The sequence below is a fragment of the Atopobiaceae bacterium genome (assembly GCA_022483015.1).
In the GTDB taxonomy this organism is placed as follows: Bacteria; Actinomycetota; Coriobacteriia; order Coriobacteriales; family Atopobiaceae; genus JALCUE01.
The window spans coordinates 1,859,139-1,882,990 of sequence record JAKVOB010000001.1 but is presented as its reverse complement, the minus strand read 5'-3'; the positions used below and the strand labels follow the sequence as shown (position 1 = coordinate 1,882,990).

General features: G+C 66.4%; 23 protein-coding genes and 1 pseudogene. 23 read left to right on the top strand and 1 reads right to left on the bottom strand.

The annotated features are described in order from the left end of the window. Window positions 1-68 precede the first annotated feature (68 nt). Window positions 69-1,133, bottom strand: a complete 1,065-nt coding sequence (locus LKE50_08070) for a DUF2804 domain-containing protein (protein MCH3968545.1) — start codon at window positions 1,131-1,133, stop codon at window positions 69-71. Between the two features lie 261 nt (window positions 1,134-1,394). Between LKE50_08070 and LKE50_08065 the strand changes: the two are divergent. The 23 genes and pseudogenes from LKE50_08065 to recN all read left to right on the top strand — a co-directional run bounded on the left by LKE50_08065 (window position 1,395) and on the right by recN (window position 23,770). After that, window positions 1,395-2,751 (top strand): annotated as a pseudogene (locus tag LKE50_08065) (replication-associated recombination protein A). A gap of 65 nt (window positions 2,752-2,816) precedes the next feature. Beyond that, entirely contained in the window at window positions 2,817-3,416 is a 600-nt protein-coding gene (locus LKE50_08060) for a hypothetical protein (GenBank protein ID MCH3968544.1), read from the top strand. 15 nt (window positions 3,417-3,431) lie between these two features. Beyond that, a complete protein-coding gene (locus tag LKE50_08055) occupies window positions 3,432-3,818 on the top strand; it encodes an ATP-binding protein (GenBank protein ID MCH3968543.1) in 387 nt (128 codons plus the stop codon). Beyond that, on the top strand, window positions 3,811-4,599 hold the full coding sequence (locus tag LKE50_08050) for a SigB/SigF/SigG family RNA polymerase sigma factor (GenBank protein ID MCH3968542.1): 789 nt from the start codon (window positions 3,811-3,813) through the stop codon (window positions 4,597-4,599). The genes LKE50_08055 and LKE50_08050 overlap by 8 nt, the downstream gene beginning before the upstream one ends. Window positions 4,600-4,751: 152 nt before the next feature. Continuing rightward, on the top strand, window positions 4,752-6,278 hold the full coding sequence (locus LKE50_08045) for an AI-2E family transporter (GenBank protein MCH3968541.1): 1,527 nt from the start codon (window positions 4,752-4,754) through the stop codon (window positions 6,276-6,278). A 113-nt stretch (window positions 6,279-6,391) separates the two neighbouring features. Next, the gene (gene alaS, locus LKE50_08040; protein MCH3968540.1) at window positions 6,392-9,070 is read left to right on the top strand and encodes an alanine--tRNA ligase; all 2,679 of its coding nucleotides are present in this window, start codon (window positions 6,392-6,394) and stop codon (window positions 9,068-9,070) included. Further along, complete coding sequence (gene ruvX / locus LKE50_08035; GenBank protein MCH3968539.1) at window positions 9,067-9,477, top strand: Holliday junction resolvase RuvX; 411 nt, start codon at window positions 9,067-9,069, stop codon at window positions 9,475-9,477. Before alaS ends, ruvX begins: the two co-directional genes overlap by 4 nt. 13 nt (window positions 9,478-9,490) lie before the next feature. Next, window positions 9,491-10,918: an endolytic transglycosylase MltG gene (mltG, locus tag LKE50_08030; protein MCH3968538.1), complete on the top strand. Its 1,428-nt coding sequence runs from the start codon at window positions 9,491-9,493 to the stop codon at window positions 10,916-10,918. Beyond that, a complete protein-coding gene (locus LKE50_08025; GenBank protein MCH3968537.1) occupies window positions 10,915-11,421 on the top strand; it encodes a YqeG family HAD IIIA-type phosphatase in 507 nt (168 codons plus the stop codon). Before mltG ends, LKE50_08025 begins: the two co-directional genes overlap by 4 nt. Before the next feature lie 60 nt (window positions 11,422-11,481). Further along, window positions 11,482-12,030: a shikimate kinase gene (locus tag LKE50_08020; protein ID MCH3968536.1), complete on the top strand. Its 549-nt coding sequence runs from the start codon at window positions 11,482-11,484 to the stop codon at window positions 12,028-12,030. Then, a complete protein-coding gene (locus tag LKE50_08015; protein ID MCH3968535.1) occupies window positions 12,027-13,169 on the top strand; it encodes a 3-dehydroquinate synthase in 1,143 nt (380 codons plus the stop codon). Before LKE50_08020 ends, LKE50_08015 begins: the two co-directional genes overlap by 4 nt. Window positions 13,170-13,236: 67 nt before the next feature. After that, window positions 13,237-14,364, top strand: a complete 1,128-nt coding sequence (locus LKE50_08010; protein ID MCH3968534.1) for a Xaa-Pro peptidase family protein — start codon at window positions 13,237-13,239, stop codon at window positions 14,362-14,364. Between the two features lie 388 nt (window positions 14,365-14,752). Further along, the gene (locus tag LKE50_08005; GenBank protein ID MCH3968533.1) at window positions 14,753-15,718 is read left to right on the top strand and encodes a PTS sugar transporter subunit IIB; all 966 of its coding nucleotides are present in this window, start codon (window positions 14,753-14,755) and stop codon (window positions 15,716-15,718) included. Window positions 15,719-15,734: 16 nt separating this feature from the next. Further along, the gene (locus LKE50_08000) at window positions 15,735-16,538 is read left to right on the top strand and encodes a PTS mannose/fructose/sorbose transporter subunit IIC (GenBank protein MCH3968532.1); all 804 of its coding nucleotides are present in this window, start codon (window positions 15,735-15,737) and stop codon (window positions 16,536-16,538) included. A 17-nt stretch (window positions 16,539-16,555) separates the two neighbouring features. Continuing rightward, complete coding sequence (locus LKE50_07995) at window positions 16,556-17,560, top strand: PTS system mannose/fructose/sorbose family transporter subunit IID (GenBank protein MCH3968531.1); 1,005 nt, start codon at window positions 16,556-16,558, stop codon at window positions 17,558-17,560. 107 nt (window positions 17,561-17,667) lie between these two features. After that, window positions 17,668-18,111 (top strand): DUF956 family protein, encoded by a 444-nt coding sequence (locus LKE50_07990; GenBank protein MCH3968530.1) that lies wholly within the window; start codon window positions 17,668-17,670, stop codon window positions 18,109-18,111. Window positions 18,112-18,245: 134 nt separating this feature from the next. After that, window positions 18,246-18,809 carry an elongation factor P gene (gene efp / locus LKE50_07985; GenBank protein ID MCH3968529.1) on the top strand — a complete coding sequence of 188 codons (564 nt, stop codon included), beginning with the start codon at window positions 18,246-18,248 and terminating at the stop codon, window positions 18,807-18,809. Window positions 18,810-18,998: 189 nt separating this feature from the next. Then, the gene (locus LKE50_07980; GenBank protein ID MCH3968528.1) at window positions 18,999-19,358 is read left to right on the top strand and encodes an Asp23/Gls24 family envelope stress response protein; all 360 of its coding nucleotides are present in this window, start codon (window positions 18,999-19,001) and stop codon (window positions 19,356-19,358) included. A 5-nt stretch (window positions 19,359-19,363) separates the two neighbouring features. Next, entirely contained in the window at window positions 19,364-19,966 is a 603-nt protein-coding gene (gene nusB, locus LKE50_07975) for a transcription antitermination factor NusB (protein MCH3968527.1), read from the top strand. Between the two features lies 1 nt (window position 19,967). Further along, on the top strand, window positions 19,968-20,324 hold the full coding sequence (locus tag LKE50_07970) for an exodeoxyribonuclease VII small subunit (protein ID MCH3968526.1): 357 nt from the start codon (window positions 19,968-19,970) through the stop codon (window positions 20,322-20,324). Continuing rightward, the gene (locus LKE50_07965; GenBank protein MCH3968525.1) at window positions 20,325-21,074 is read left to right on the top strand and encodes a TlyA family RNA methyltransferase; all 750 of its coding nucleotides are present in this window, start codon (window positions 20,325-20,327) and stop codon (window positions 21,072-21,074) included. It begins immediately after the preceding gene. 222 nt (window positions 21,075-21,296) lie between these two features. Then, the gene (locus LKE50_07960) at window positions 21,297-22,148 is read left to right on the top strand and encodes an NAD(+)/NADH kinase (protein ID MCH3968524.1); all 852 of its coding nucleotides are present in this window, start codon (window positions 21,297-21,299) and stop codon (window positions 22,146-22,148) included. Beyond that, entirely contained in the window at window positions 22,145-23,770 is a 1,626-nt protein-coding gene (gene recN, locus LKE50_07955) for a DNA repair protein RecN (protein ID MCH3968523.1), read from the top strand. Before LKE50_07960 ends, recN begins: the two co-directional genes overlap by 4 nt. The last annotated feature ends 82 nt before the right edge of the window (window positions 23,771-23,852 follow it).

The window sequence follows — 23,852 nt, the reverse complement described above, 5'->3', positions numbered from 1 at the left end:
ATGTGCTTCTCGGCGGGGCCCCTCTTTACGATTCCACCGTGCTGCGTGCTGAGTGCTGCGTGCGTCCGCTAGTACTTGTTGTGGATGTGCTCGGCCGAGCCACGGAGGCCCACGATGTCGAGCGTGCTCCCGTCGTCAAGCACCACCTGGCCGTCGAGCGTGCCAAAGACCTGGTGCTGGTCGCTCACGATGGCGTTGGCCACGTCGATGAGGTCGGTCCGGTCTATGGCCGGCGAGAAGGTCAGGTCGAGCCGTCCCTCGTCGTCGGTCATGTGCCAGGGGGCGAGGTAGTCATAGGTCCCGTCCGCCTGACGGGGGATGCCGAGGTCGACCCGGCCCAGCTTGTGGGCGATGCCATCGACGAAGGCCATGTTCTCGCTGGCCGCCGAGGTGTCACCGAACCCGTAGCCGAGGTTGAGGCCCACCACGTGACCGGCCTGCAGACCCTGTGCGGCAGCCCAGTACCAGGTGTTGTCATAGGTCCACACCCCACGGCCCCAGTCGAGCAGCCCGAACGAGCCGGGGTCCGCGAACTCGTGGAAGAGGGCCCCGCGCCTGAAGCCGCCGCGCGCCCGCATGCCGATGACCTTGCGGTTGTAATAGAAGGCGGCCGCGTCGTCATCCCAGGGGGTGCAGATCACCATGGAGTCGCGAGGCTCCTGGTCGAGAAGCACCTCTACCTCGAGGTCCTCGCCATCGTCGAAGTCCGCCATGAAGAACGAGAGGCGCCGTCCTGCCGGGGTGTGCCGCCAGCTCACGCGGCTGCGCCTGCTGGACCATTCGATGTCGCCCTCGTCCGAGCTCGCGGGTACGCCCATGCGCCCCATGGGCAGGGGCACCATGTCGCTCGTCGTACGAGAGGTGCCGGCGGCGAAGTCGATGACCGAGGCCGAGACGAGTCCCACGTAGCCCATGTCCGAGAAGGTCAGGGCGACGGCATAGTCATCGTCGTTCACGAGGTAGTAGTCCCAGTCCTTGATGCGCCATGGTGCGGCGGTGATGCGGGCGTGGCTGTAGGTGAAGGGCGGTCGCAGGGCATAGCCTGCCTCGCGGAGGTGGCCCAGCGAGTCGAGCAGGGGACCTGACTTCCTCAGGAGATGCTGCTTCGAGCCATGTGGCGCGTCGGTAACCATGGGACCTCCTCGGTCGTGGCGCCCTGGCGTGGGTGCCTGCCATGCTCATTCCCCCAAGAGGCCCGTGCGGGACGTTCTTCTCGGTGGGGAGCAGGGAATCGTGGTCGGACGGCAGGGGAGGGCAGCCGGGACCCAGACCCGTGCCTGCCGCCTCGGGCCGATAGGCGCTGGCAACGCGGCGCGGCGCACGCGTCGCACGACGGATCCGACTGCGGCCGCTGCGCCGTCCGTGGCATCGCGCCTCGCGTTACAATCGGGCACATGGACACACTCTTCTCTGACATCGAGCGCTACAAGCGCAACGCCAACGCCCCGCTCGCGGTGCGCATGCGTCCCCAGACCCTCGAGGGCTTCGTGGGGCAGGAGGCGGCGGTGGGCGAGGGCTCGTGGCTGCGCAACGCCATCGAGCACGACGTGCTCTCGTCGGTCATCCTCTACGGGCCGGCCGGCACCGGCAAGACCACCCTGGCGCGCATCATCGCCAACACCACCCATGCCGAGTTCGTGGAGGTCTCGGCCGTCACCGGCACCGTCAAGGACCTCCGCCGCGAGGTCGATGCTGCCGAGCAGCGCCTCCTCGTGGGAGGGCGGCGCACCATCCTGTTCGTCGACGAGATCCACCGCTTCAACCGCAGCCAGCAGGACGCGCTGCCTCCATGCCGTAGAGGACCGTATCGTGGTCCTGGTGGGTGCCACCACCGAGAACCCCTACTTCGAGGTCAACTCCGCCCTGCTCTCGCGCTCCCGCGTGGTCGAGCTCACGGCCCTGGGCGATGACGACCTCGCCACCCTCGTGACCAACGCGCTCACGAGCGAGCACGGGCTGGCTGGCACCTACACCCTGGACGACGACGCCCTGTCAGAGATCGTCACCCTGGCCGGTGGCGACGGCCGTGCGGCCCTCACCACCCTCGAGCTCGCGAGCCAGCTCGCGGACGACAGGCACATCACGTCCGCACTCGTCACCGAGGCGAACCCCCGCCACGGGCTGGCGTACGACAAGTCCGGCGACATGCACTACGACATCATCTCGGCCTTCATCAAGTCCATGCGGGGCAGCGACCCGGATGCCGCCCTCTATTGGTTGGCGCGCATGATCGACGCCGGCGAGGATCCCAAGTTCATCGCGAGGCGCATCTTCATCTGTGCCTCGGAGGACATCGGCAACGCCGACCCCCAGGCCCTCCTCGTGGCAGAGGCCGCCTTCAAGGCGACCGAGGTCATCGGCTATCCCGAGTGCCGCATCAACCTGGCCCAGGCCGTGGTCTACCTGGCGCTCGCGCCCAAGTCGAACGCCGCGGAGTCCGGTATCGACGCCGCGCTCGCCGAGGTGCGGAGCGGTCCGCGCCGCGAGGTACCCAACCACCTGCGTGACCGTCACCGTCCCGGCTCCGACGACTATGGTCCGTACCTCTACCCGCACAACTACCCGTCTGGCTGGGTGCCGCAGCAGTACCTTCCCGACGGCCTCGAGCGGGGTGCGTTCTACCAGCCTGGGCCTCGAGGCTGGGAGGCCTGGCGCGTCGAGGCCACGGCGCGTGACCGTGCCGAGGCCATGGGTGCCGATGGCACGCCGGCTCCCACATCCGAGCAGGATGGTTCTCCTGCGAACGGGTAGAATGACGCAGACAAGGTATGCGCTCCCGCCTCGGCGTGGGCTGCGGGACACCATAAGGAGACACCATGGAACTGGGACCGCTCGACATCGCACTCATCGTGCTCGTCATCGCGGGCGTCTGGGCAGTCGTTGAGATCGCACTCACCCTGCGTAAGACCAGGAAGGCCGTCGACGACCTCTCCAAGCAGGCCACCGAGGCCATGGACAACCTCCAGCCCTCCATCACCAAGCTCGACGGCGTCATGGACGAGCTCGGCCCCGCGTCCAAGGAGCTCGAGCCCCTGCTCAAGAAGGCCCAGACCACGATCGATGCCGCCTCGCTCGACCTCATGCAGGTCGACGAGATCCTGGCCGACGTCTCGACGGTCACCGGCACGGGCGCCAACGTGGCCGATGCCGTGAGCAACGTCGCCGGGCACGTGGCCACCGCCGCGAACGGCGTGGTCTCCAAGCTCTCGGGTCAGGAGCCCAAGCAGCAGGCCAAGCTCGAGGGTGCCGAGGAGCCCGTCGACGAGTCCCTGCCGGCCAGCCAGGTCGAGGGAGACGAGGGCTACTTCACCTATCCGGCAGGTGCCCCCAAGGCGCCTGCTTCCGACGAGCAGGGCCAGGCCGTCCCCGCCACCGACCCCTCGACCGACGACGCATCTGCCCAAGACAAGCACTAGCAAGGAGCACATCGAATGCAATCCCAGACTGTCCGGCTCAGCGTCCCCGCCGAGCCCGCCTATGCACGCTCGGTCCGCATGATGGCCTCGAACCTCGCCGTCGTGGCGGGGATGACCGTCGATGACGTCGAGGACGTGCGCATGGCCGCGGAGGAGGGCTTCGTCTACGCCTGTGCGACCGAGCCCCCCTCCTGCGACGTCGAGTTCACGGTGGGTGAGGGCATGATGGGCATGGACTTCTCGCTGGGCGCCCGCTCGGCGGAGGCTGCCGCCGACGAGGACGTCGACGCCTTCGAGTACGCGACGCTCATCCTCTCGGCCGTCTGCGACGACTTCCATCTCACCGATGACGGCTCACAGCTCGCCCTCGTCAAGAGCGCGGGGGTTGCCGCTGATGCCTAGTCGTACCTCCCAGAAGAAGGGAAAGCTGGCCTGGGACAAGGAGCGTACCCGCGAGCAGTTCCGCCGGTACAAGGAGGAGGGCGACGAGGACGCCCGCGAGGAGCTCATCGTGAGCCACCTCAACCTCGTGCGCTTCCTCGCCAGCAAGTTCAAGAACCGCGGGGAGTCGCTCGACGACCTCATACAGGTCGGCACGATCGGCCTCATCAAGGCCATCGACCGCTTCGACCCCTCTCGCGGGCTCGAGTTCACCACCTATGCCACGCCCACCATCCTCGGTGAGATCAAGCGCCACTTCCGCGACAAGGGCTGGTCGGTGCGTGTGCCGCGGCGCCTCCAGGAGCTCTCGGCCAAGGTCAACCAGACCACCGACTCGCTCACCAAGGAGCTGCAGCGCAGCCCCTCCGTCGAGGAGATCGCCGAGGCTCTCGACGTCTCGGTCGACGACGTGCTCGAGGCCATGGAGTCGTCGAGCGCCTATACGTCGGTACCCCTCGAGGGCGGCGGCTCGGGAGACGACGAGGCCTCCTCGGTCATCGACCGCTATGCCACCGAGGACGAGGCGCTCGCCACCTCCGACGACCGCATGATCATCGAGCAGGCCGTGAAGGAGTTCTCCCCGCGCGAGCAGGAGGTCATCCGCATGCGCTTCGCCGAGGGCCTCACCCAGGTCGAGATCGCGAGCCGTCTGGGGATCTCGCAGGTGCAGGTCTCCCGCCTGCTGCGGCGTACCCTCAAGAAGGTCCAGGAGAAGATCGACCCCGAGGGGATCATCGACTAGGCATGCATCTCGGGCCGTCGTTCCGCGGTCGACGAGGTGACATGCCGCCATCGGGCCCGCCGGCGTGCCTCTCCTGCCCAAGCTGGTACAATCACAGGGCTAATCGCATGTCGGTGATGCCGTGGGCCAGGCGGCCAACGGCTGGAGGTCTGATGATCCAGAAAGAGTCTGACACCTGCGTGGGGGAGGAGCGCCGCTATCGCGACTCGAAGGCGACGGCGGTCCGTATCTGGTCCTTCATCGGTGGTGTCCTCGTGTTCGTCCTCGTCCTCGGGGCGCTGGGGATGGTGGGGGCTGCGGTGGAATGCCTGCTGGTGGGCATCATCGTGGGCTTCATGTGCAGTCCCATCACCAACTGGCTGGAAGACCATCACGTCGGTCGGGCAGGTGGGGCCCTCATAGCCCTTCTCGTCGTGGTGGGCATCGCCGTCGGCGTGCTCGTGGTGCTCGTGCCCGCCTTCACCGAGCAGCTCCTCAACCTCATCGAGCACATACCCGGGTACTTCACGCAGATCCAGCAGGCCCTGTCGGACCTCTGGGCGAACTATGGTGACGCCTCTACCGCGGGGCTCCAGTCCAACGTGGCCGACGTAGTCTCGACGCTCTCCTCGGCCACCACCAAGGTGGCGCAGGACTTCGCCTCGCAGATCACGAGCGGTCTCATCCCCAACGTGATGAACGCCGTGAACACCCTCGTCATGGGCTTCCTCGGCCTCGTGGTGGCCTACTGGCTCGCCAAGGACTATCCCACGATCATCCGTGAGTTCGCCGTCATAGCCGGCCCCGACAAGGAGCACGACCTCACCTTGCTCTTCGCGGTCATGAGCAGGTCCATGGGCGGCTACATGCGCTCCATCCTCATCACGTCGCTCATCAACGGGCTGCTTTCCTTCGTCGGGTTCGCCCTCATCGGCCATCCCTATGCCGGCCTCATGGGCGTCCTCACGGGGATCATGCACTTCATCCCCGTCATCGGTCCGTGGGTCTCCGCGGCGCTTGCGGTGGTCATCGCCCTGTTCGTCAACCCGGCGCTCGCCTTCTGGACGCTCGTCGTCGCCGTCGTGGCCCAGAACGTGACCGACAACGTCATCTCGCCGCTGGTCATGCAGTCGGCCGTGAAGGTCCATCCCGTCATGACGCTCGTGGCGATCACCATCGGCGCGAGCCTGGGAGGGGCCCTGGGCATGGCCGTGGCGGTACCCCTCTCGGCTGCCATCAAGGGCGTGTTCGTGTACTACTTCGAGCGCAGCACGGGTCGTCAGCTCGTGAGCTACGACGGCGCCCTCTTCAAGTCCACGCCCTACCACCATCCTGACGGTGCGCCGTCGCCCACGCTCGACGCCTTGGACGACCCGCACTTCTTCGAGTCCTCGCGCCTGGCGCAGCAGACCGAGCGTCCCACGATCGCGCGTACCGAGCGGCCTAAGGGTGTGAAGCCCACGCTTGCCGAGCTCCTGCACGACCGTGTGGAGGAGCATGCGGCTGACGAGGAGCGCACGGCCAGGACCAGGCGTGGTGACACCATGGCGGCCTCGGTGGGCGCGGCGACCCCGCCTCCATCTGACATCCCCAAGCCTGCGGATGCCCATAAGGACGTCAAGCCGGGGCCCGCGACGGGGCCTGCCACGGATGCCGATGGCAAGACCGCCCCCTCCGACGAGGGGCACGACCAGACCTGACGCCATCACACTGCCTCGCCAGGCGCGGGCCGGGTCACGTCCCTTCCCACGCGCCTGATGCGAACGACCGCATGCGCACGATGCTATGACCATCAAACCCAGCAAGGAGAACCATGAGCGAGACCGACTACCCCACCATGACCACTGCCCAGATTCGCGACTCTTTCCTCTCGTTCTTCGAGGACAAGGGCTGCAAGCTCTTCCCGTCCTCCTCGCTCGTGCCTGACGACCCGTCGCTGCTCCTGGCCAACGCCGGCATGAACCAGTTCAAGCAGTACTTCCTCGGCACGAAGACCATGGACCAGATCGGTGCCTGCTCGTGCCAGAAGTGCCTGCGCACCAATGACATCGATGCCATCGGCCTCGACGGCAGGCACCTCTCGTTCTTCGAGATGCTCGGCAACTTCTCGTTCGGAGGCTACTCCAAGCGTCAGGCCTGCGAGTGGGCCTACGACTTCATCACGAGGAACCTCGGCCTTCCCAAGGACCGCCTCTACTTCACCATCTTCACCGATGACGATGACTGCCACGACATCTGGCGCTCGCTCGGCGTCGACGAGGACCACATCTCCCGCCTGGGCGAGGAGGACAACTTCTGGGCCGCCGGCCCCACCGGTCCCTGCGGCCCCTGCTCCGAGATCTACTTCGACCAGGGCGCCGACGTCGGCTGCGGGAGCCCGGACTGCGCCCCGGGCTGCGAGTGCGACCGCTTCCTCGAGTTCTGGAACCTGGTCTTCACGCAGTTCGACCGTCAGGAGGACGGGACCCTCTGCGACCTGCCGCACAGCAACGTCGACACGGGCATGGGCCTCGAGCGCATCAGTGCCATCATGCAGCACAAGTCGACCAACTATGACGGCGACATCCTCCAGAGCCTCATCGGCGTGGGGGAGCGCCTCACCCATACGACGTATGGCACCTCCGATGCCACCGACACGAGCCTGCGCATCATGGCCGACCACTCCCGTGCCGTGACCTTCATGATCGCCGACGGCATCCTGCCCTCGAACGAGGGGCGTGGCTACGTGCTCCGCCGCCTCCTCCGCAGGGCCATCTACCATGGACGCATCCTCGGGGTCCACGAGGCCTTCCTGGCCACCTACGCCCATGAGGTCGAGCGCCTCCTGGGCGGGGTCTACCCCGAGATCACGGCCAACAAGGCTCTGATCGACGGCATCATCGCGGCCGAGGAGGAGCGCTTCTCGACCACGCTCGAGACGGGCCGCACCTACCTTGACGATGCCATGGCATCGCTCGAGGCCGGAGCGGTGCTGCCTGGCGACATCGCCTTCGCCCTCCACGACACCTATGGCTTCCCCGTTGACCTCACGCGTGAGATCTGCGAGCGTGCCGGGCACGCCGTCGACATGGATGGCTTCGGCCGGCTCATGGAGCAGCAGCGCTCTCGTGCCCGCGCGCAGGTGACCGACGAGGTCTGGGGGACCTTCTCGGACGTATGGGTCTCGCTCTCAGACACCATCGCCCCCACCACCTACATCGGCTACGACTACGACCGCATCGGGGGCTGCGAGGTCCTGGCCCTCGTCAAGGACGGCGCAAGCGTCCAACAGGTCGTGAAGGGCGACGACGTCGAGGTCGTCCTCTCGAGGACTCCCTTCTACGCCGAGATGGGCGGGGAGGTCGGTGACTCCGGCGAGCTCGAGGGCATCGGGTTCGGCGTCGCCGTGCATGACACGCAGACCCGTGCCGGTGGCCTCGTGAGCCACGTGTGCCATGTCACGGGAGGTACCCTCTCGGTGGGCGACATCGCCTCCGGCTCGGTCGACGTGGCCCGACGTGCCCTCATCCGTCGCAACCACACGGCCACCCACCTGCTCGACGCGGCCCTGAAGCGCGTGCTGGGCGACCACGTGAACCAGGCGGGGTCGCATGTGGACGAGCACGGCCTGCGCTTCGACTTCACGCACTTCGAGGCGGTCACGGCCGACGAGCTCGCATCCGTCGAGCGCATCGTGAACGAGCAGATCATCGCCGCCAAGCCGGTGGTCACCCGCGAGATGCCGATCGACGAGGCCAAGGCCTCGGGCGCCGTGGCGCTGTTCGGCGAGAAGTACGGCGACGTCGTGCGCGTGGTCTCCGTCGGCGCGGAGGAGCTGCCCTTCTCGCGCGAGCTCTGCGGTGGCATGCATGCCACCAACACCGCGCAGCTCGGCCTGTTCAAGATCGTCTCCGAGTCGAGCGTCGGCTCCAACGCCCGACGCATCGAGGCCGTGACCTCCCAGGGTGCCCTCGACTTCGTCGGACGTCGTCTCGCTGCCCTCGACGAGGCCGCCGCAGAGCTCAAGTGCCGTGCCGATGAGGTGCCTGCGCGCATCACGTCACTGCAAGGCCAGCTCAAGGAAGGCGAGCATCGCCTCCGAGACGCCCTCACGGGCTCTGGTGCCAACAAGGTCGCCGATGCCATGGCCGCTGCCATCGACGTCGATGGCTATCGCTGCGTCATCGCACGCCTCGATGGCATGGAGGCCAAGCAGCTTCGTGACGTCTGGGACACCATCCGCGACCGCAACGGTGGGAAGGCCTGCGCCTGCGTGCTCGCCACCACGACGCCTGACGGCAAGGTGGCCCTGCTCGCTGCGGGTACCGACGACGCGGTCGCGCATGGCTTCGGCGCGGGCGACCTCGTGCGTCAGCTGGCCGAGAAGGTCGGCGGGCGTGGTGGCGGAAGGCCCAACATGGCACAGGCCGGCGGCAAGGACCCCTCGGGCATCGACGACGTGCTCGCCGCTGCCCGCGCCTCGGTCGCCTCGGGCAGCGTCACTGAGCTGTGAGGGCGCTCGCGCTCGACATCGGACAGACGAGGATCGGCATCGCCGCAAGCGACGTCTCCGGAAGGGTCGCGAGTCCCGTGAAGGTCCTCCCGGCGGCCGAGGTCCTGTCATGCGCAAGCTCCTTCAGACGGATCATCCAGGACTATGAGCCTGACGTCCTCGTCGCCGGCCGCCCTCTCACCATGGCAGGCGACCAGGGGCCCCAGGCCGAGCTCATCATGGGCCAGGCCAAGGCCGTGGCTCGTGCATGCGCTCTTCCCCTGGAGTTTGTCGACGAGAGGTTATCTTCAGCTGAGGCCAAGCGCATACTTCGTGAGGAAGGTCTGAGCGAGCGCGAGATGCGTGGCAAGGTGGATATGGTCGCGGCCTCGCTCTTCCTCCAGGTCTGGCTCGACGCACAGCGATAGACGAAGGGTTCTCATGGATCAGAACAGCAAGCGGCAGGCTGGTTCCCACTTCGGTGGCACCACCTCGACTGGTTCCCACGAGCGTGTCTCGGGGGCCTCGCGTCATGGTGCCCCCCAGGGTGCCTCCGCCGTACCTAGGCCCTCGAGGTCCCAGGCGGGGCGTGCCGGCGCGGCCCGACCTGCGGGCCGTCCATCCGCACAGGGAACCCCATCCGCCACGCGCATGCGTCCGTCGCAGCCCACCCGCCGCGCCTCCCAGCACAACGCCCTTGGTTCGACGGGCGTCTCCGCGCGGACGGCCCGTACCACGCAGGCTGCCACTCCCCGTACGCGGGCACAGCGTGAGCGCTATGCCCGAGGTGCCGACTCGCACGCGAGCAAGCTTCCCTTCATCGTGGGCGGTGCCGTGGCGGCCGTCGTCATCCTCGTGCTCGTCCTCGTGGTCATGCCACGGCTGACCTCGTCCTCCACGACCGAGACCGCCTCGACGGTGGCCGCGGGCCAGATGGTCCAGGTGGCCATCCCTGACGGCTCGGGGGCATCCTCCGTCGCCAAGATCCTCAAGGACGCCGGCGTGATCTCGACCACCGACGAGTTCATGAAGGAGGTCTCCAACCAGAAGGCCGACCAGAGCCTCCAACCCGGAACGTACTCCTTGATGACCGGCGCCACCGTCTCCGAGGTCGTCCAGCAGCTCGTTGCCGGCCCCGCGTCGAGCTCGACCAAGCTCACCCTCCCCGAGGGCTACACCGTCACCAAGACGGCAGCCCTGGTCGAGAGCACCCTCGGCATCTCGGCCGATGACTTCACGGCGCAGGCGAAGGCCTCCAACTACCAGGCCGACTATCCCTTCCTCGCGGATGCGCAGAACGACTCCCTCGAGGGGTACCTCTGTCCCAAGACCTATGAGTTCGCCGGCAAGGAGATCACCGCCGACTCGGTCATCAGGGCCATGCTCGACCAGTACTCCACCGAGACCTCCGGCATCGACTTCGCCAGTGGCGAGGCCGCCATCAAGAGCACCTATGGTGTCACGATGAGTGACTACGACGTCGTGACGCTCGCCTCGATCATCGAGAAGGAGGCCGTGACCGATGACGACCGACCGCTCGTCTCGTCTGTCTTCTACAACCGCCTCAAGCAGGGGATGGCCCTCCAGAGCGACGCCACCATGGGCTATGTGACCGGCGGCGACGTGACGGCCGACGACCTCAAGACGGCGAGTCCCTACAACACCTACCTCAACAAGGGCTTGCCCCCGACTCCCATCTGCACGCCCTCGGTGGCCTCCATCAACGCGGCCCTCAACCCGTCGAGCACCAACTACCTCTACTTCCTCATTATCGAGAACGGGACCTACTCCAACCACACGTTCTCCGAGACCTACGAGGAGCATCAGGCCGCCATCGCGGCTGCCCAGACCGCCCAGGCCCAGTCGTGACGCGCTCCCTCGTCGAGGCATCGCGCTACGTGTCCTCGGTCGACCTCATCGACCTCGACGCGCTTGCCGCCAAGGGCGTGCGTGCCCTCCTGCTCGACCGGGACAACACCTGCATCCCGCGCGACACGCACGTCGCACCCCCTGAGGTCCGTGCCTGGCTCGCGCATGCCCGAGGGCTGGGCATGGCCTGCTGCCTGCTCTCGAACAACTTCCATGGCGAGGCGGTCGCCGCGGACGCGTGCGACCTCGGGTGCCAGGTCGTCGACCACGCGATGAAGCCGGCTCCCTTCGCCGTGTGGGTGGCGCTCGCCAAGGTGGGCGTCCCTGCCGAGCAGGCCGTCCTGATCGGCGACCAGGTGTTCACCGACGTGCTCGCCGGCAACCTCGCCGGCCTTGCCACGATCCTCGTACGGCCCCAGTCGACCTGTGACCTGTGGTACACGCAGGCCTTTCGCGTAGGCGAGCGTCTCGCGCTCTCGGGGGTGCGCTTCGAGGGGGAGTGACGCGTGCGCTCCTGCTCTATACTCTTCGAAGGCAGACACCAGGGCAGGGGAGGTCGGAAGGTGCAGGACGGCACACAGGGCTATGTGAGTCACGAGGGATGCGACCACGTCTTCTTCATCGGCTTCTTGGGCGCCGGGAAGTCGACGCTCGCGCGCAACCTCGGTCGCCTCTTTCATCGTCCCTACGTGGACACCGACACCCTCGTCGAGAGGGACCTGCACTCGACGGTCGCCCGCATCTTCGCCGAGCAGGGCGAGCCGGCCTTCCGCGACGCCGAGACGCAGGCCCTGAGGCGCCTCGAGTCCGAGTCCTCCCTGCTTGTGAGCTGCGGCGGCGGCATCGTCGAGCGCCCAGAGAACGCGGTGCTCATGCACCGGATGGGCACCATCGTCTATCTCAAGGGCGACCTGGATGACTCGCTCAGGCAGATCCGTCATCCCGAGAAGCGCCCGGACCTTGGGGACCGCTCCCATGCGGCGCTCGTCTTCTCGCGGCGTCAGCCTCTCTATGTCGGGTGCTGTGACCTCACGGTCAGCATCACGGGACGCACGTTCTCGGAGGTCGCCGACGCCACCGCGTCCCTGCTCTGGGAGAAGGGCCTGCTATGAGCAACCAATCCATCGACGTGATGCGGCAGTCGCTGAGCCTGCCCGACGGGTCCTGCAACCTCAGGGTGGGCCCTGGGGCCCTCGACCTCGTGGGCCGCGAGCTCCGTGGCATCGTCGGCCGTCCACGCATCGCAGCACTCGCCAGCTCGCCTGATGTCGATGCGGCCCTCGTCGAGGACGTCCGGAGGTCGCTCACCGATGCGGGGTTCAGGGTCGAGCCGGTCAAGGTGCCTCCCTCAAGGGTGTCGTCCGACGTGTCATGCCTGCCCGACCTCTGCTCCGAGCTGGACCGCATCGGCATCACCGCTGATGACGCCCTTGTCGCCGTGGGCGGCATGGACCTGTTCCCGGCCTGCTCCCTCGTGGCCGATGTCTGGTGCGGGGGTACCACGCTCGTGGAGGTCGCCTCTGACCTCGGATGTGCCTCGCTGTGCGCGACCACGCCGGGGGACCTCTCCGTCGGCGGTGGCCACAAGATGGTGGGGGCCTCCCGCCATCCGCGCCTCGTGATCTGCGACCTCGACCGCATGGAGCTCGTGGAGGGCGAGGCCCCGGCATTGGCGCGGGCCACCTTCGCGGCGGCGGCCATGTGCGACTCCGAGAGCTCGTTCTCCCTGCTCGGCCTTGCGGCCACCGACATAGTCTCGGGCGACGTCAACGCCCTGCGCAAGCAGGTCACCCTCTGCGAGCGGTCGCGTGCCTTCATGCTCAACTCGACCTCCGTCGCGGTCCGGCAGGGGATCTCGTATGGGACGGAGCTCGCGTGCGCCCTGCACGACCTCCCACAGCTTGCGGGTGTGCCCTGGTCGAGGCTTCTCGGGGAGGGTATGAGGTTCTCGGCCCGCATCTCCTGTGGCCAGGGAATCGCCCCGGTGGAGCTCGTGTCCGATCAGGACGACCTGCTCGCATCCCTTGGGGTGCCCGAGGTCGTCTGCCAGGTGGACCCCGACCTGCTCCTGTCGACGCTCAGGTCCTCGGTCCTGAGGAGGTCCAACCGGTTCCTGCTCGCCTGCCCTCAGGCTACCGGGAGGGTGAGGCTCCTGGATCCCGACGAGGGCCTGCTCGGCCGCCATCTTTCGGCTTGGTGCTCCTCACGCGCCCGTAAGGTGGCACCCCATCCTGAAGCCGACCCGTCCTAGGGCCATCGTCACCATCCGCCCCGCGGGCGGAGATATGTCCACATCGTGCTTTGGAGGATCCATCCATATGGCTCAGACCACCGAGGCGTGCGACGCACGCATCGCCCACGTCCGCTCGCTCATGGCAGAGCGAGGCTATGATGCCCTCGTCATCCGCAACAACCCGGACCTTCGCTGGCTCACCGGAGCTGACGCGACGTTCGACGCCGAGACGGCGCACACGGCCCTCATCACGCGGGAGGGGCTCTGGCTCCATACCGACTCGCGCTACTACGGCACGCTCCTCGATCGCCTCGGCACCGGCACCGCCTGGAACGTCGACATGGAGCAGGTCGGCCATGCACAGTGGCTGGCGGGCGTCGTGTCAGCCCAGAGGGTCCGCACGCTTGCGATCGAGGGGTCGCTCACGCTCGCCTTCTACGAGGAGGTCGTGCGAGCCCTCGAGGATGCCGGCTGTGCCTGCCTCATGCCTCGGACCCACGACGAGCTCCTGGACCTCCGTGCCGTCAAGGAGCCTGACGAGCTCGACCTCATGCGCCGTGCCCAAGCCATCACCGACGCCGCCTTCACGCACATCTGCACATATATAGAGCCGGGTCTCACCGAGCAGCAGATCAGGGCCGAGCTTGAGCATTACATGCTGGCAAACGGCGCTGCTGCGCTGTCCTTCTCATCCATCATCGCCTCCGGACCCAACGGCGCGAACCCCCATGCGCAGCCGTCCGACCGCAAGGTCGAGCGAGGGGACATGATCGTGATGGACTACGGGGCCTGCTACCACGACTACCACTCGGACATGACGCGTACCGTGTGCGTGGGTGCGCCCTCGGAGGAGGAGACCCACGTCTACGACGTCGTCAGGCAGGTGCACGAGACCTGTGCCGCGGCCATCCATGCCGGCGTGATAGGGAGCGAGATCCAGGAGCTCTCCTGCCGTCTCATCGCGGAGGCGGGCTATGGCGACTACTACAAGCATGGCCTGGGCCATGGCGTGGGACTCGAGATCCATGAGCGCCCCAACCTCGGACGGACCTATGACAAGGTGATTCCCGAGGGTGCTGTGGTGACGGTCGAGCCCGGTATCTACCTGCCAGGACGCTTCGGGGTGCGCCTCGAGGACTTCGGCGTCGTGACGTCTGACGGCTTCGAGCCGTTCACGGCCTCCCCTCATGCCCTGACGGTCGTGGCCAAGTAACGTCGGCCGTGTATGTGCCGTCTGCCTTCAATGGGCGTCACTAACGGTCAAAACGTATCGGTAAACGGTTTAGAGAAAGCCCTCAGGCTGGCCCATGGCACGGGCAGTCAGTATGCAACTGGTATCGATATGACGATACAACCAAACATTGAAGTGTCTGATAAGAATGACGCTAAAACGATAAACCATTCTGCGGTTAATGCACTTTCGTGCTAAGAATATACATTTAAGAATAGGCACTATGCATCCAGGAATTGCAAGCGAGAATCGTTCGCAAAACGCTCGCGGAAATTTGGGAGATTTCTGGGTGGTTTGTTTGAATGAGTGTCTAAACTGACGAATGTGTTCGGTCCGTGAATTTCGAGGAGAAAAACAAGGAGGTTATGTGATGGTAGGCATTGTCCTAGCAAGTCATGGTGACTTTGCAGACGGCATCAAGATGAGCGGTTCGATGGTCTTCGGAGATCAGGAGAACGTCGCGTCGGTCACCCTGCAGCCCAGCATGGGTCCCGATGACTTCAAGAAGAAGCTGCTTGATGCAATTGCAACGTTCGATGACCAGGATGAGGTGCTGTTCCTCGTTGACCTGTGGGGAGGCACCCCGTTCAACCAGGTGAGTGCCCAGCTCAGCTCCCACGAGAAGTGGGCAGTCGTGACTGGCATGAACCTGCCGATGCTCATCGAGGCCTATACGGCCCGTCTCTCGATGAACACTGCAGCCGAGATCGCCACCCACATCTTCGTCGAGGGTCGCAAGGGAGTCCGGGTCCAGCCCGAGTCCCTTGCCCCCAAGAGGAAGGGCGGTGCGTCGGCTGCTGCGGCAGCCATCCCCGAGGGGACGGTCGTGGGCGACGGCAAGATCAACATCGTCCACACGCGCATCGACTCCCGTCTGCTCCATGGCCAGGTGGCCACGACGTGGGCGAAGCAGCTCAAGATCAACCGCATCATCGTCGTCTCCGACAACGTCGCCCACGACGACCTGCGCAAGACCCTGATCACCCAGGCCGCCCCTCCAGGAGTCAAGGCCAACGTGATTCCCGTCGCCAAGCTTGCGGACATCTACAAGGACCCTCGCTTCGGCAACTGCTCCGCGATGCTCCTCTTCGAGAACCCCGAGGACGTCGTGCGTGCACAGGAGCTCGGTGTCGCCTTCCCGCAGATCAACATCGGCTCGATGGCGCACTCCGAGGGCAAGACCATGTTGAACGGTGCCGTCTCTGCCAACCAGACCGACATCGACGCCTTCAAGAAGCTTCGTGACACGGGCACCACGTTCACGATCCAGAAGGTCCCCTCCGACAAGTCGGAGGATCTGTGGGGTCTTATCGCCAAGGCTGGTATGGACAAGTAACTGAAGGAGGAGAGATATGAACGTTCTACAGATCGTCCTGATTATCCTGATCGCGTTCCTGGCCGGCATGGAGTCGGTCCTCGATGAGTTCCAGTTCCACCAGCCGATCATCGCGTGCACGCTCATCGGCCTCGTCGCCGGTCAGCCTGCCCTCGGTCTCGCCCTGGGTGGCACGCTCCAGCTCGTCGCCCTCGGCTGGATGAACATCGGCGCAGCAATGGCCCCCGATGCGGCACTGTGCTCCACCGCATCCGCCATCCTGGTCTGCTGCAAGGGCGTCGACCTCGGCACCGGCACGGCTTCGGCCATGGCCCTCGCCGTCGCAGGCCTCGCGCTCACCATCTTCGTCCGTACGCTGACCGTGGGCCTCGTCCACGGCGCTGACGCCGCTGCCTCCGCAGGCAACGTCCGTGGCGTCGAGATGTACCACGTCGCGTCCATCTGCCTCCAGGGCCTGCGCTGCGCCATCCCGGCCGCGCTCGTCCTGGCCGTCCCCACCGAGGCCGTCTCCGGCGCCCTCGCAGCCATTCCTAGCTGGCTCACGGGTGGCCTGTCGGCTGCTGGCGGATTCATCGTCGTCGTCGGCTACGCCATGGTCATCAACATGATGGCGACCCCGAAGCTCTGGCCGTTCTTCGTCATCGGCTTCGCACTGGCTGCCGTCTCCGAGCTGAACCTCATCGCCATGGGCATGATCGGCGTGGGCATCGCCCTCGTCTATCTCCAGCTCGCACCTGAGTTCAATGGTGGCGGAGCAGGGGCCATATCGTCTGGCTCCGCAGGCGATCCGCTGGACGACATCCTTAACGACTACGAGTAAGCAGGGGAGTGATACACATGGCAAAGACTGACACTGAAGTTATTCCTGACGACGGGAAGCTACACCTCACCAAGCAGGACCGCATCCACGTCTGGTGGAGGACCCAGTTCCTCCAGGGCAACTGGAACTACGAGCGTATGCAGAACCTCGGCTGGTGCTACGCGATGATCCCGGCCATGAAGAAGCTCTACAGCGACCCTGAGGACCAGAAGGCATTCCTCAAGCGTCACCTCGAGTTCTTCAACACGCACCCGTACGTCGCCGCCCCCGTCTTCGGCGTGGAGCTCGCGCTCGAGGAGGAGAAGGCCAACGGCGCCGACATCGACGACGCGGCCATCCAGGGCGTCAAGATCGGCATGATGGGCCCGCTCGCCGGCGTCGGCGACCCCGTCTTCTGGGGCACGCTCCGTCCTGTGCTCGGTGCCTTCGCGGCATCGCTCGCACTGGCCGGCAACTACCTCGGCCCCATCCTGTTCTTCGTGATCTGGAACGTCATCCGTATGGCCTTCCTGTGGTACACGCAGGAGCTGGGCTATCAGCAGGGCTCCAACATCACCAAGGACCTCTCCGGTGGCCTCATGCAGAAGATCACCACGGGTGCTTCCATCCTTGGTATGTTCATCATGGGCGTCCTGATTCCTCGCTGGACGAGCATCGACCTCTCGAAGATCGTCTTCTCCAGCGCCGACATGGGTGCCGTCTCGGACAAGTGGCCTGCGGTTGACCAGCTCGTCGAGCTCCTCAACGGCGGCAACGTCTCCGCTGACACGCTCCAGTCCGGGCTCTCGGCCTACACCACGATCGCTGGCAAGGGTTACAGCATCCAGATGGTCGACGGCGTCTCGCACTTCTTCAACACCGTCACCCTCCAGAGCATGTTCGACCAGCTCCTTCCTGGCCTCATGCCCCTCGTGCTCACCCTTCTCTGCATCTGGCTGCTCCGCAAGAAGGTCAACCCCATCACCATCATCTTCGGCCTCTTCGCCGTCGGCATCCTTGGCGCCCTCGCGGGTCTGTTCTAGGATTCCGGTCTCGGACCGCACCTGATTCTGGGGTACAACAGACGGGGACGCGACTTGGTTCGCGTCCCCGTCTCGTTCTTCGCGTCTGACAGACAAGGAGCTCATCCATGTTCAACCACGAACCACCCCCGGACTTCCTCAACGAGACGATCGACATCGTCGTCAAGGCCAACTCCTTCGCGAGCGCCATCACGGCCAAGCCGGGCACCCTCATCTCGGGCGAGAAAGGCCTCGAGTTCCGTACCGAGAGCGGTGCCGGCTACATCCAGATGCCATGGAGCAACATCAACCTCGTCCGTGCGGACGTCTATGGCAAGCACGTCCGCGGCATCGAGGTCCATACCGACACGTCGGTGCCCCTCTCGTTCACGGTGACCGACGGCCCCGCCTTGCTCCGTTCCATCCGTGACCATATCGGTCGGGACAAGATGCAGGGCGTCGACCACAACCTCCCCAAGCTCTTCCACAAGAAGGGCAAGGCTGCCGAGAAGGACGAGGCCTCGGTCGCGGGCGCCTCGTCAGACGACGGGGGCCCGAAGCACGCTCGCTAGCGTGGTTGTGTCGCGACCGTGCCCGTCGTTTCCAGGAGCTGCCATCTCGGCTATACTGACTCAATGCATGACCAACGAGGGTACGGGCGTGTCCACGTCCGTACCCTTATCTACGTAACAGGACGGAGCTTCACGTGGCAAGCATCAGCACCGCAGACTTCAAGAACGGCATGGGTCTCCAGATCAAGGACAAGTACTACACCATCGTCGAGTTTCAGCATGTGAAGCCCGGCAAGGGTGGCGCGTTCGTGCGCTACAAGATCCGTGACCTCAAGAGCGGTCGCGTCATCGACCAGACCTGCAACGCAGGCTCCAAGTTCGAGAGCGTCCAGCTCATCACCAAGGAGATGCAGTACCTCTACAACGACGGTGCCAGCTACTACTTCATGGACAATGACACCTACGAGCAGATCCCCGTGCCCGTCGACTTCATCGGCGACAACTCGCAGTGGCTCAAGGAGAACGACACCTGTACGCTCCTCTATGCGGATACCGAGCTCCTCGGCATCAACCCGCCCATGTTCATCGAGGTCGAGGTCACCAAGACCGACCCGGGCTTCAAGGGCGACACCGTCCAGGGCGGTACCAAGCCTGCCACCATCGAGACCGGTGCCACCGTCCAGGTGCCCATGTACCTCAACGAGGGCGACGTCATCAAGATCGACACGCGTGACGGCAAGTTCGTGGGCCGCGTCTAGACGCGCCTCCCAGATGCCTCATGGTCGCGCCGCATCCTCGGGTGTGGCGCGACCATCCATGTGAGGCCTTGGATGCCGGTGCGTGCATCCGGAGTTTGTGAGCGCCAACGTCTATACTGGCCTCAATGAAGTTTTTCCTCCCCGTGCCGGCATCCCGGGATGCCGGTCGGACCTCGAAAGGACCGTCCCATGGACAACGAGCTTCATATTGCCGGCATTGCCATCTCTAAGGATGTCGTCGCGGCCATCGTGAGCCAGGCCGCGCAGCGGGTCGAGGGCGTGGCCTCGGTCGACGGGCAGAGCCTCGCGTCGGGCCTCATCTCGATCTTCACGACGAAGCCGCAGACGAGCCCTGCCTCGGTCGACTCCGAGGTCATCGATGACAAGCTCCATGTGACGGTGCGCGTGGCCGTCTTCTTCGGTTACCCGTTCATGAAGCTCGCAGAGGACGTGCGCACGGCCGTCGCCGCGGCTGTCCACGAGCAGATCGGCGTCGAGGTCTCGTCCGTCGACGTGACCATCGACTCCATCGTGTTCCCCAAGGAGTAGCAACCGTGTCGAAAGAGCATATCGCCGGGCGTACGCTCGCCCGAAGCCAGGCCCTGCAGCTCCTGTTCCAGGCTGAGGCGAGTGGGCGCACGGTCGATGACATCCTGTCGGGTGACTATGCCCTCTCCGAGGGGCCGCTCGACCCCTTCGGCGAGGAGCTCGCGCGCGGGTGCTCCGGCATGCTCGATGCCCTTGACCCCGTCATCGAGTCGGTCTCGAAGAACTGGTCGCTCTCGCGCATGCCTGCGGTCGACCGGAACCTCCTGCGGCTTGCCACCTACGAGCTCGTCGCCATGGACGACGTCGCCGTGGCCGTCACCTGCAACGAGTACGTGCGTCTCGCCCGGGCCTATGGCACCGACGAGTCCTCGCGCTTCGTGAACGGCATCCTCGGTCGCATCTCTCGTGACATGGATGCGGGCATCGACGTCATCGCCGTCGCCCGCGAGCAACAGGGGCAGACCTCCGCTGTCGTGGATGCGCCGCACGATCAGGAGGCCGGAGACCCTGAGCCCTCCAGGCCCGTCGAGTCCCCCGATGCCGGGACCGATTCCACCGAGACGGTCGAGCCTGAGCCTGAGTCCGCACCAACCCCGGAGGGTGAGTAGTATGTCGGGCGAGCAGAAGGTCACCGCCTACCAGAGCTTCGAGGAGGTCACGGGTCGTCTCGACCAGATCGTGACGACCGTCCGCGACAAGGACACCTCGCTCGAGCGCTCGCTTGACCTGTTCGATGAGGCCATCAAGCTCGGCTCGCGTGCCGTCGACCTCGTCGACAAGGTCGACTTCTCGCCTGAGGAGCTCGCGCGCATGAGCGATGCGAAGGGGGAGACCCCGGATTCGGATGCCGGCGCCGACGATGCCGAAGGTCCGGTGACTGCCTCGGAGCCTGCCGCTCCCGATGCGGAGGCTACCCCTGAGGCCGCGCCTGACGACGCGTCTGGCAAGACCCCCACAGAGGGCTAGATGTCCCATCCCCGCAGGCGTCTCGATGCCGAGCTCGTGGAGCAGGGGTTCTTCTCCACGTCGGCGGACGCGCTCCGTTCCGTCCTGGCTGGTGACGTCTCGACCAGCGATCGCAGGCTTGATGCCCCGGGTGAGCAGGTGGTCCCAGGGATCGAGCTCCATGTGCGTGGTTCCATCCCCTATGTGAGCCGTGGCGGCCTCAAGCTCGAACGCGGCCTCACGGCCTTCGGGATCGACCCGCGCGGGCTTGCCTGCCTCGACGTGGGCTGCTCCACGGGCGGCTTCACCGACTGCCTTCTCAAGCATGGCGCGTCGAGCGTCGTGTCCGTCGACGTGGGCTACGCCCAGTTCGACTGGTCGCTCAGGAACGACTCGCGGGTGACCCTCCTCGAGCGCACCAACATCTGCGACCTGCCCGGCACCGGCCGTGACGGCTCGGTGGACCTCGCCGTCTGCGACGTCTCCTTCACCTCGGTCACGACCGTGCTCCCTGCGGTCCTCGCCCTGCTGGGGCCGGACGGGTCCTTCCTCACCCTCGTGAAGCCGCAGTTCGAGGCGGCGCGCGGAGAGGTGGGGGAGGGCGGTGTGGTCCGTGACGAGAAGGTCCGTCTCGCCTGCGTCAGGCGGGTTGTGGAGGCCTTCGAGGCGGCGGGGCTCGCCTGTCCCGAACCAGTCGAGAGCCCCATCACCGGGCACAAGGGCAACCATGAGTACCTGTTGCTCGGCCGACGCATGCCCGCCGGGCGTTAGTGCCTCAGGCTCCCCCCGCCGGTACCTGGAGCGTCTTCCGAAGGCAGTGGGAGGTCGGGTTTTCCCGATAGCCCCCACATGCGTCGCAGCGCGTGTGCCCGCGTCGTCGTCGGCCTGCCGTGCAGGCTGGTTGCCGTCCGCTGACATGGTCCGGGCGTGGCCCATGTCGGGTGTTACACTTCTTCCTTGGACACAGGTGTTCGAGTCGAGGGGGAGTCATCCATGGAGGTCCTGCTCGTCCCCAACTACTCCCGCCCTGACGCGGTCGAGGCCGCGTCGACCATCGAGGGCTGGCTGAGCCGCGAGGGCGTCGACGTCATGTGGGCGCACGACAAGAAGCGCGAGCCCGACCGGGTCTGCGACCCCTCCGGCGCCGCGCTCGTCATCTCGTTCGGCGGCGACGGCACGCTCCTGCGGGCGGCCCAGATCGTGGGCTACCGCGAGATCCCGATCCTCGGCCTCTCCTTCGGGCACCTCGGCTTCCTCACGGGTGCCGGCTCCGATGACATCGTGGCCACGGTGGCCTCCGCCCTCGCGGGCGAGATGCACGCCTCCCGCCGGGCCACGCTCGAGGTCGACGTCGACTTCGACCGCATGGACGGCACGCCCTTCCACGAGCGTCGCTTCGCCCTGAACGAGCTGGCCCTCACGCGTGGCGCCCTCGGTGACATGGTGGAGTTCGAGGTGTCCGTCTCGGGCAACCACATCGACAAGCTCAGGGGGGACGGCTTCGTGGTCTCCACGGCAACGGGGTCGACCGGCTATGCCCTCTCGAGCGGCGGCCCCATCGTGACCCCCGAGTTCGACGGGATGGTCTGCGTGCCGATCGCGCCCCACACCATCCTTGCCCGTGCCTTCCTCACGAGCCCGTCCGACGTGGTCGAGCTCGACCTCTCGCCCGAGCGGCCGGTGGAGCGCTCGGTCTTCGTCGACGGTCAGATCTTCGGTGCTGACTGTGTGGCGCGGCATTGTGCGGTGCGCCGTGGCCCTGGCGACGTGATCCTGCTGGATGCGGGCCCCCAGAGCTTCTACTCGTCCGTCTCGCGCGTCTTCTACGGGAGCGTCCGTCGATGATCGACGAGCTGCATGTCACTGATGTCGCCCTCATCCGCGACGCGACCATAGAGCCTGCCGACGGCCTCACGGTGCTCACCGGCGAGACCGGCGCGGGAAAGACCGCGCTGCTCCAGGCCTGCAAGCTCCTCGCTGGCGAGCGTGCCGATGCCGGCGCCGTCCGTGAGGGCGCCTCCGCCCTGGTGGTCGAGGGCCGCGTCTTCACGAGGGACGACCCCGACGGCCATGTGGTGCGTCGCAGCGTCGAGGCGAGCGGCCGCGGGCGTGTGGAGCTCGATGGCCACATGGCCTCCGTGCGCGAGCTCGCCGAGCAGGTCGGCACGAGTATCGACCTCTGCGGGCAGCACGAGCACCAGCGGCTCCTCTCCTCATCCACACACGCGTCCCTCCTTGATGCCTTCGCGGGCGAGAGGGACGCGGAGGCCCTGACCCGCTACCGTGAGGCCCTCGCTGCCGCCATCGCTGCCGCGGCCGAGCTCGCGCGCGTCCGTGAGGCGGGTGCCGCCTCGGCCGACCGGCTCGATGAGGCGAGCTTCGTCCTCTCGCGCATCGATGAGGTCGCACCCCAGGAAGGGGAGCTCGAGCACCTCGAGGAGACCCTTCCGGTGGCCGAGCACTCCGAGGCCCTCATCCGTGCGGCCGAGACTGCCCACGAGGCCGTCTCGGGCGACGAAGGGGCTGCCGACCGGCTCTCGTCGGCCGTCTCGGCCCTGCGCGCCGCGGCCCCCTATGACCACACGCTTGCCGAGCGTGCCGATGCCCTCGAGAGCGCCCTCATCGACGCGCAGGACGTGGCCGAGGGGCTGCGTTCCTATCGCGATGCCATCGAGCTGGATCCGGCCGAGCTCGAGGCCATGCAGACGCGCCAGGCCCGTCTCCAGGGGCTCATGAGGACCTATGGCCCCAGCATGGACGATGTGTTCGCACGGCGAGCGGCTGCGGCCGACCTCATCGACGCGGCAGGGGACTCCGGTGAGCGCGAGCGTGCAGCGGCCAAGGCGGTCGAGCGCAGCGAGGCCGAGCTCGCGCATGCGGCGGAGGCCGTCGATGCCTGTCGGCACGAGGCCGCGCCGCGCCTTGCCGAGGCGGTCGGTGTGCAGATGGCCCGTCTCGAGATGGGAACCGCCGCACTCGAGGTCTCCGTCGAACGGCTGCCGCGCTCGCAGTGGGGGCCTGCCGGTCCCTCCCATGTGGAGCTTCTCTACCAGCCGGGTTCCGGTCTCACGCCGCGCCCACTCAAGAAGATCGCCTCGGGAGGCGAGGTGAGCCGCGTGATGCTGGCATGCAAGGTCGTGGCGGGCGAGGCCGATGCGGCCGAGACGCTCGTCTTCGACGAGGTCGACGCTGGTGTGGGCGGGGCCACGGCCGTTGCCTTGGCCGACGTCCTGGCAGACCTTGCCCGGACCCACCAGGTCATCGTGGTGACCCATCTGGCACAGGTCGCCGTTCGGGCCGACCGCCATTACGTGGTGGCGAAGTCTGCCGGTGACGTCCCCGAGACCACCATCTCGGAGGTCACCGGGGACGAGCGGGTCGCGGAGGTGGCGCGCATGCTCTCAGGCGATGCCTCCGAGGCGGCGCTCGCGCATGCGGCTGAGATGCTCGAGGCATCGGCCTCCTGAGGCGTGCTGTCGCTTGCGAGTGGCAAGCTCTCAGGTCTGCCGTCCTTCTAGAGTTGCTTTCGCCATGCAACGTGCGGTCAAT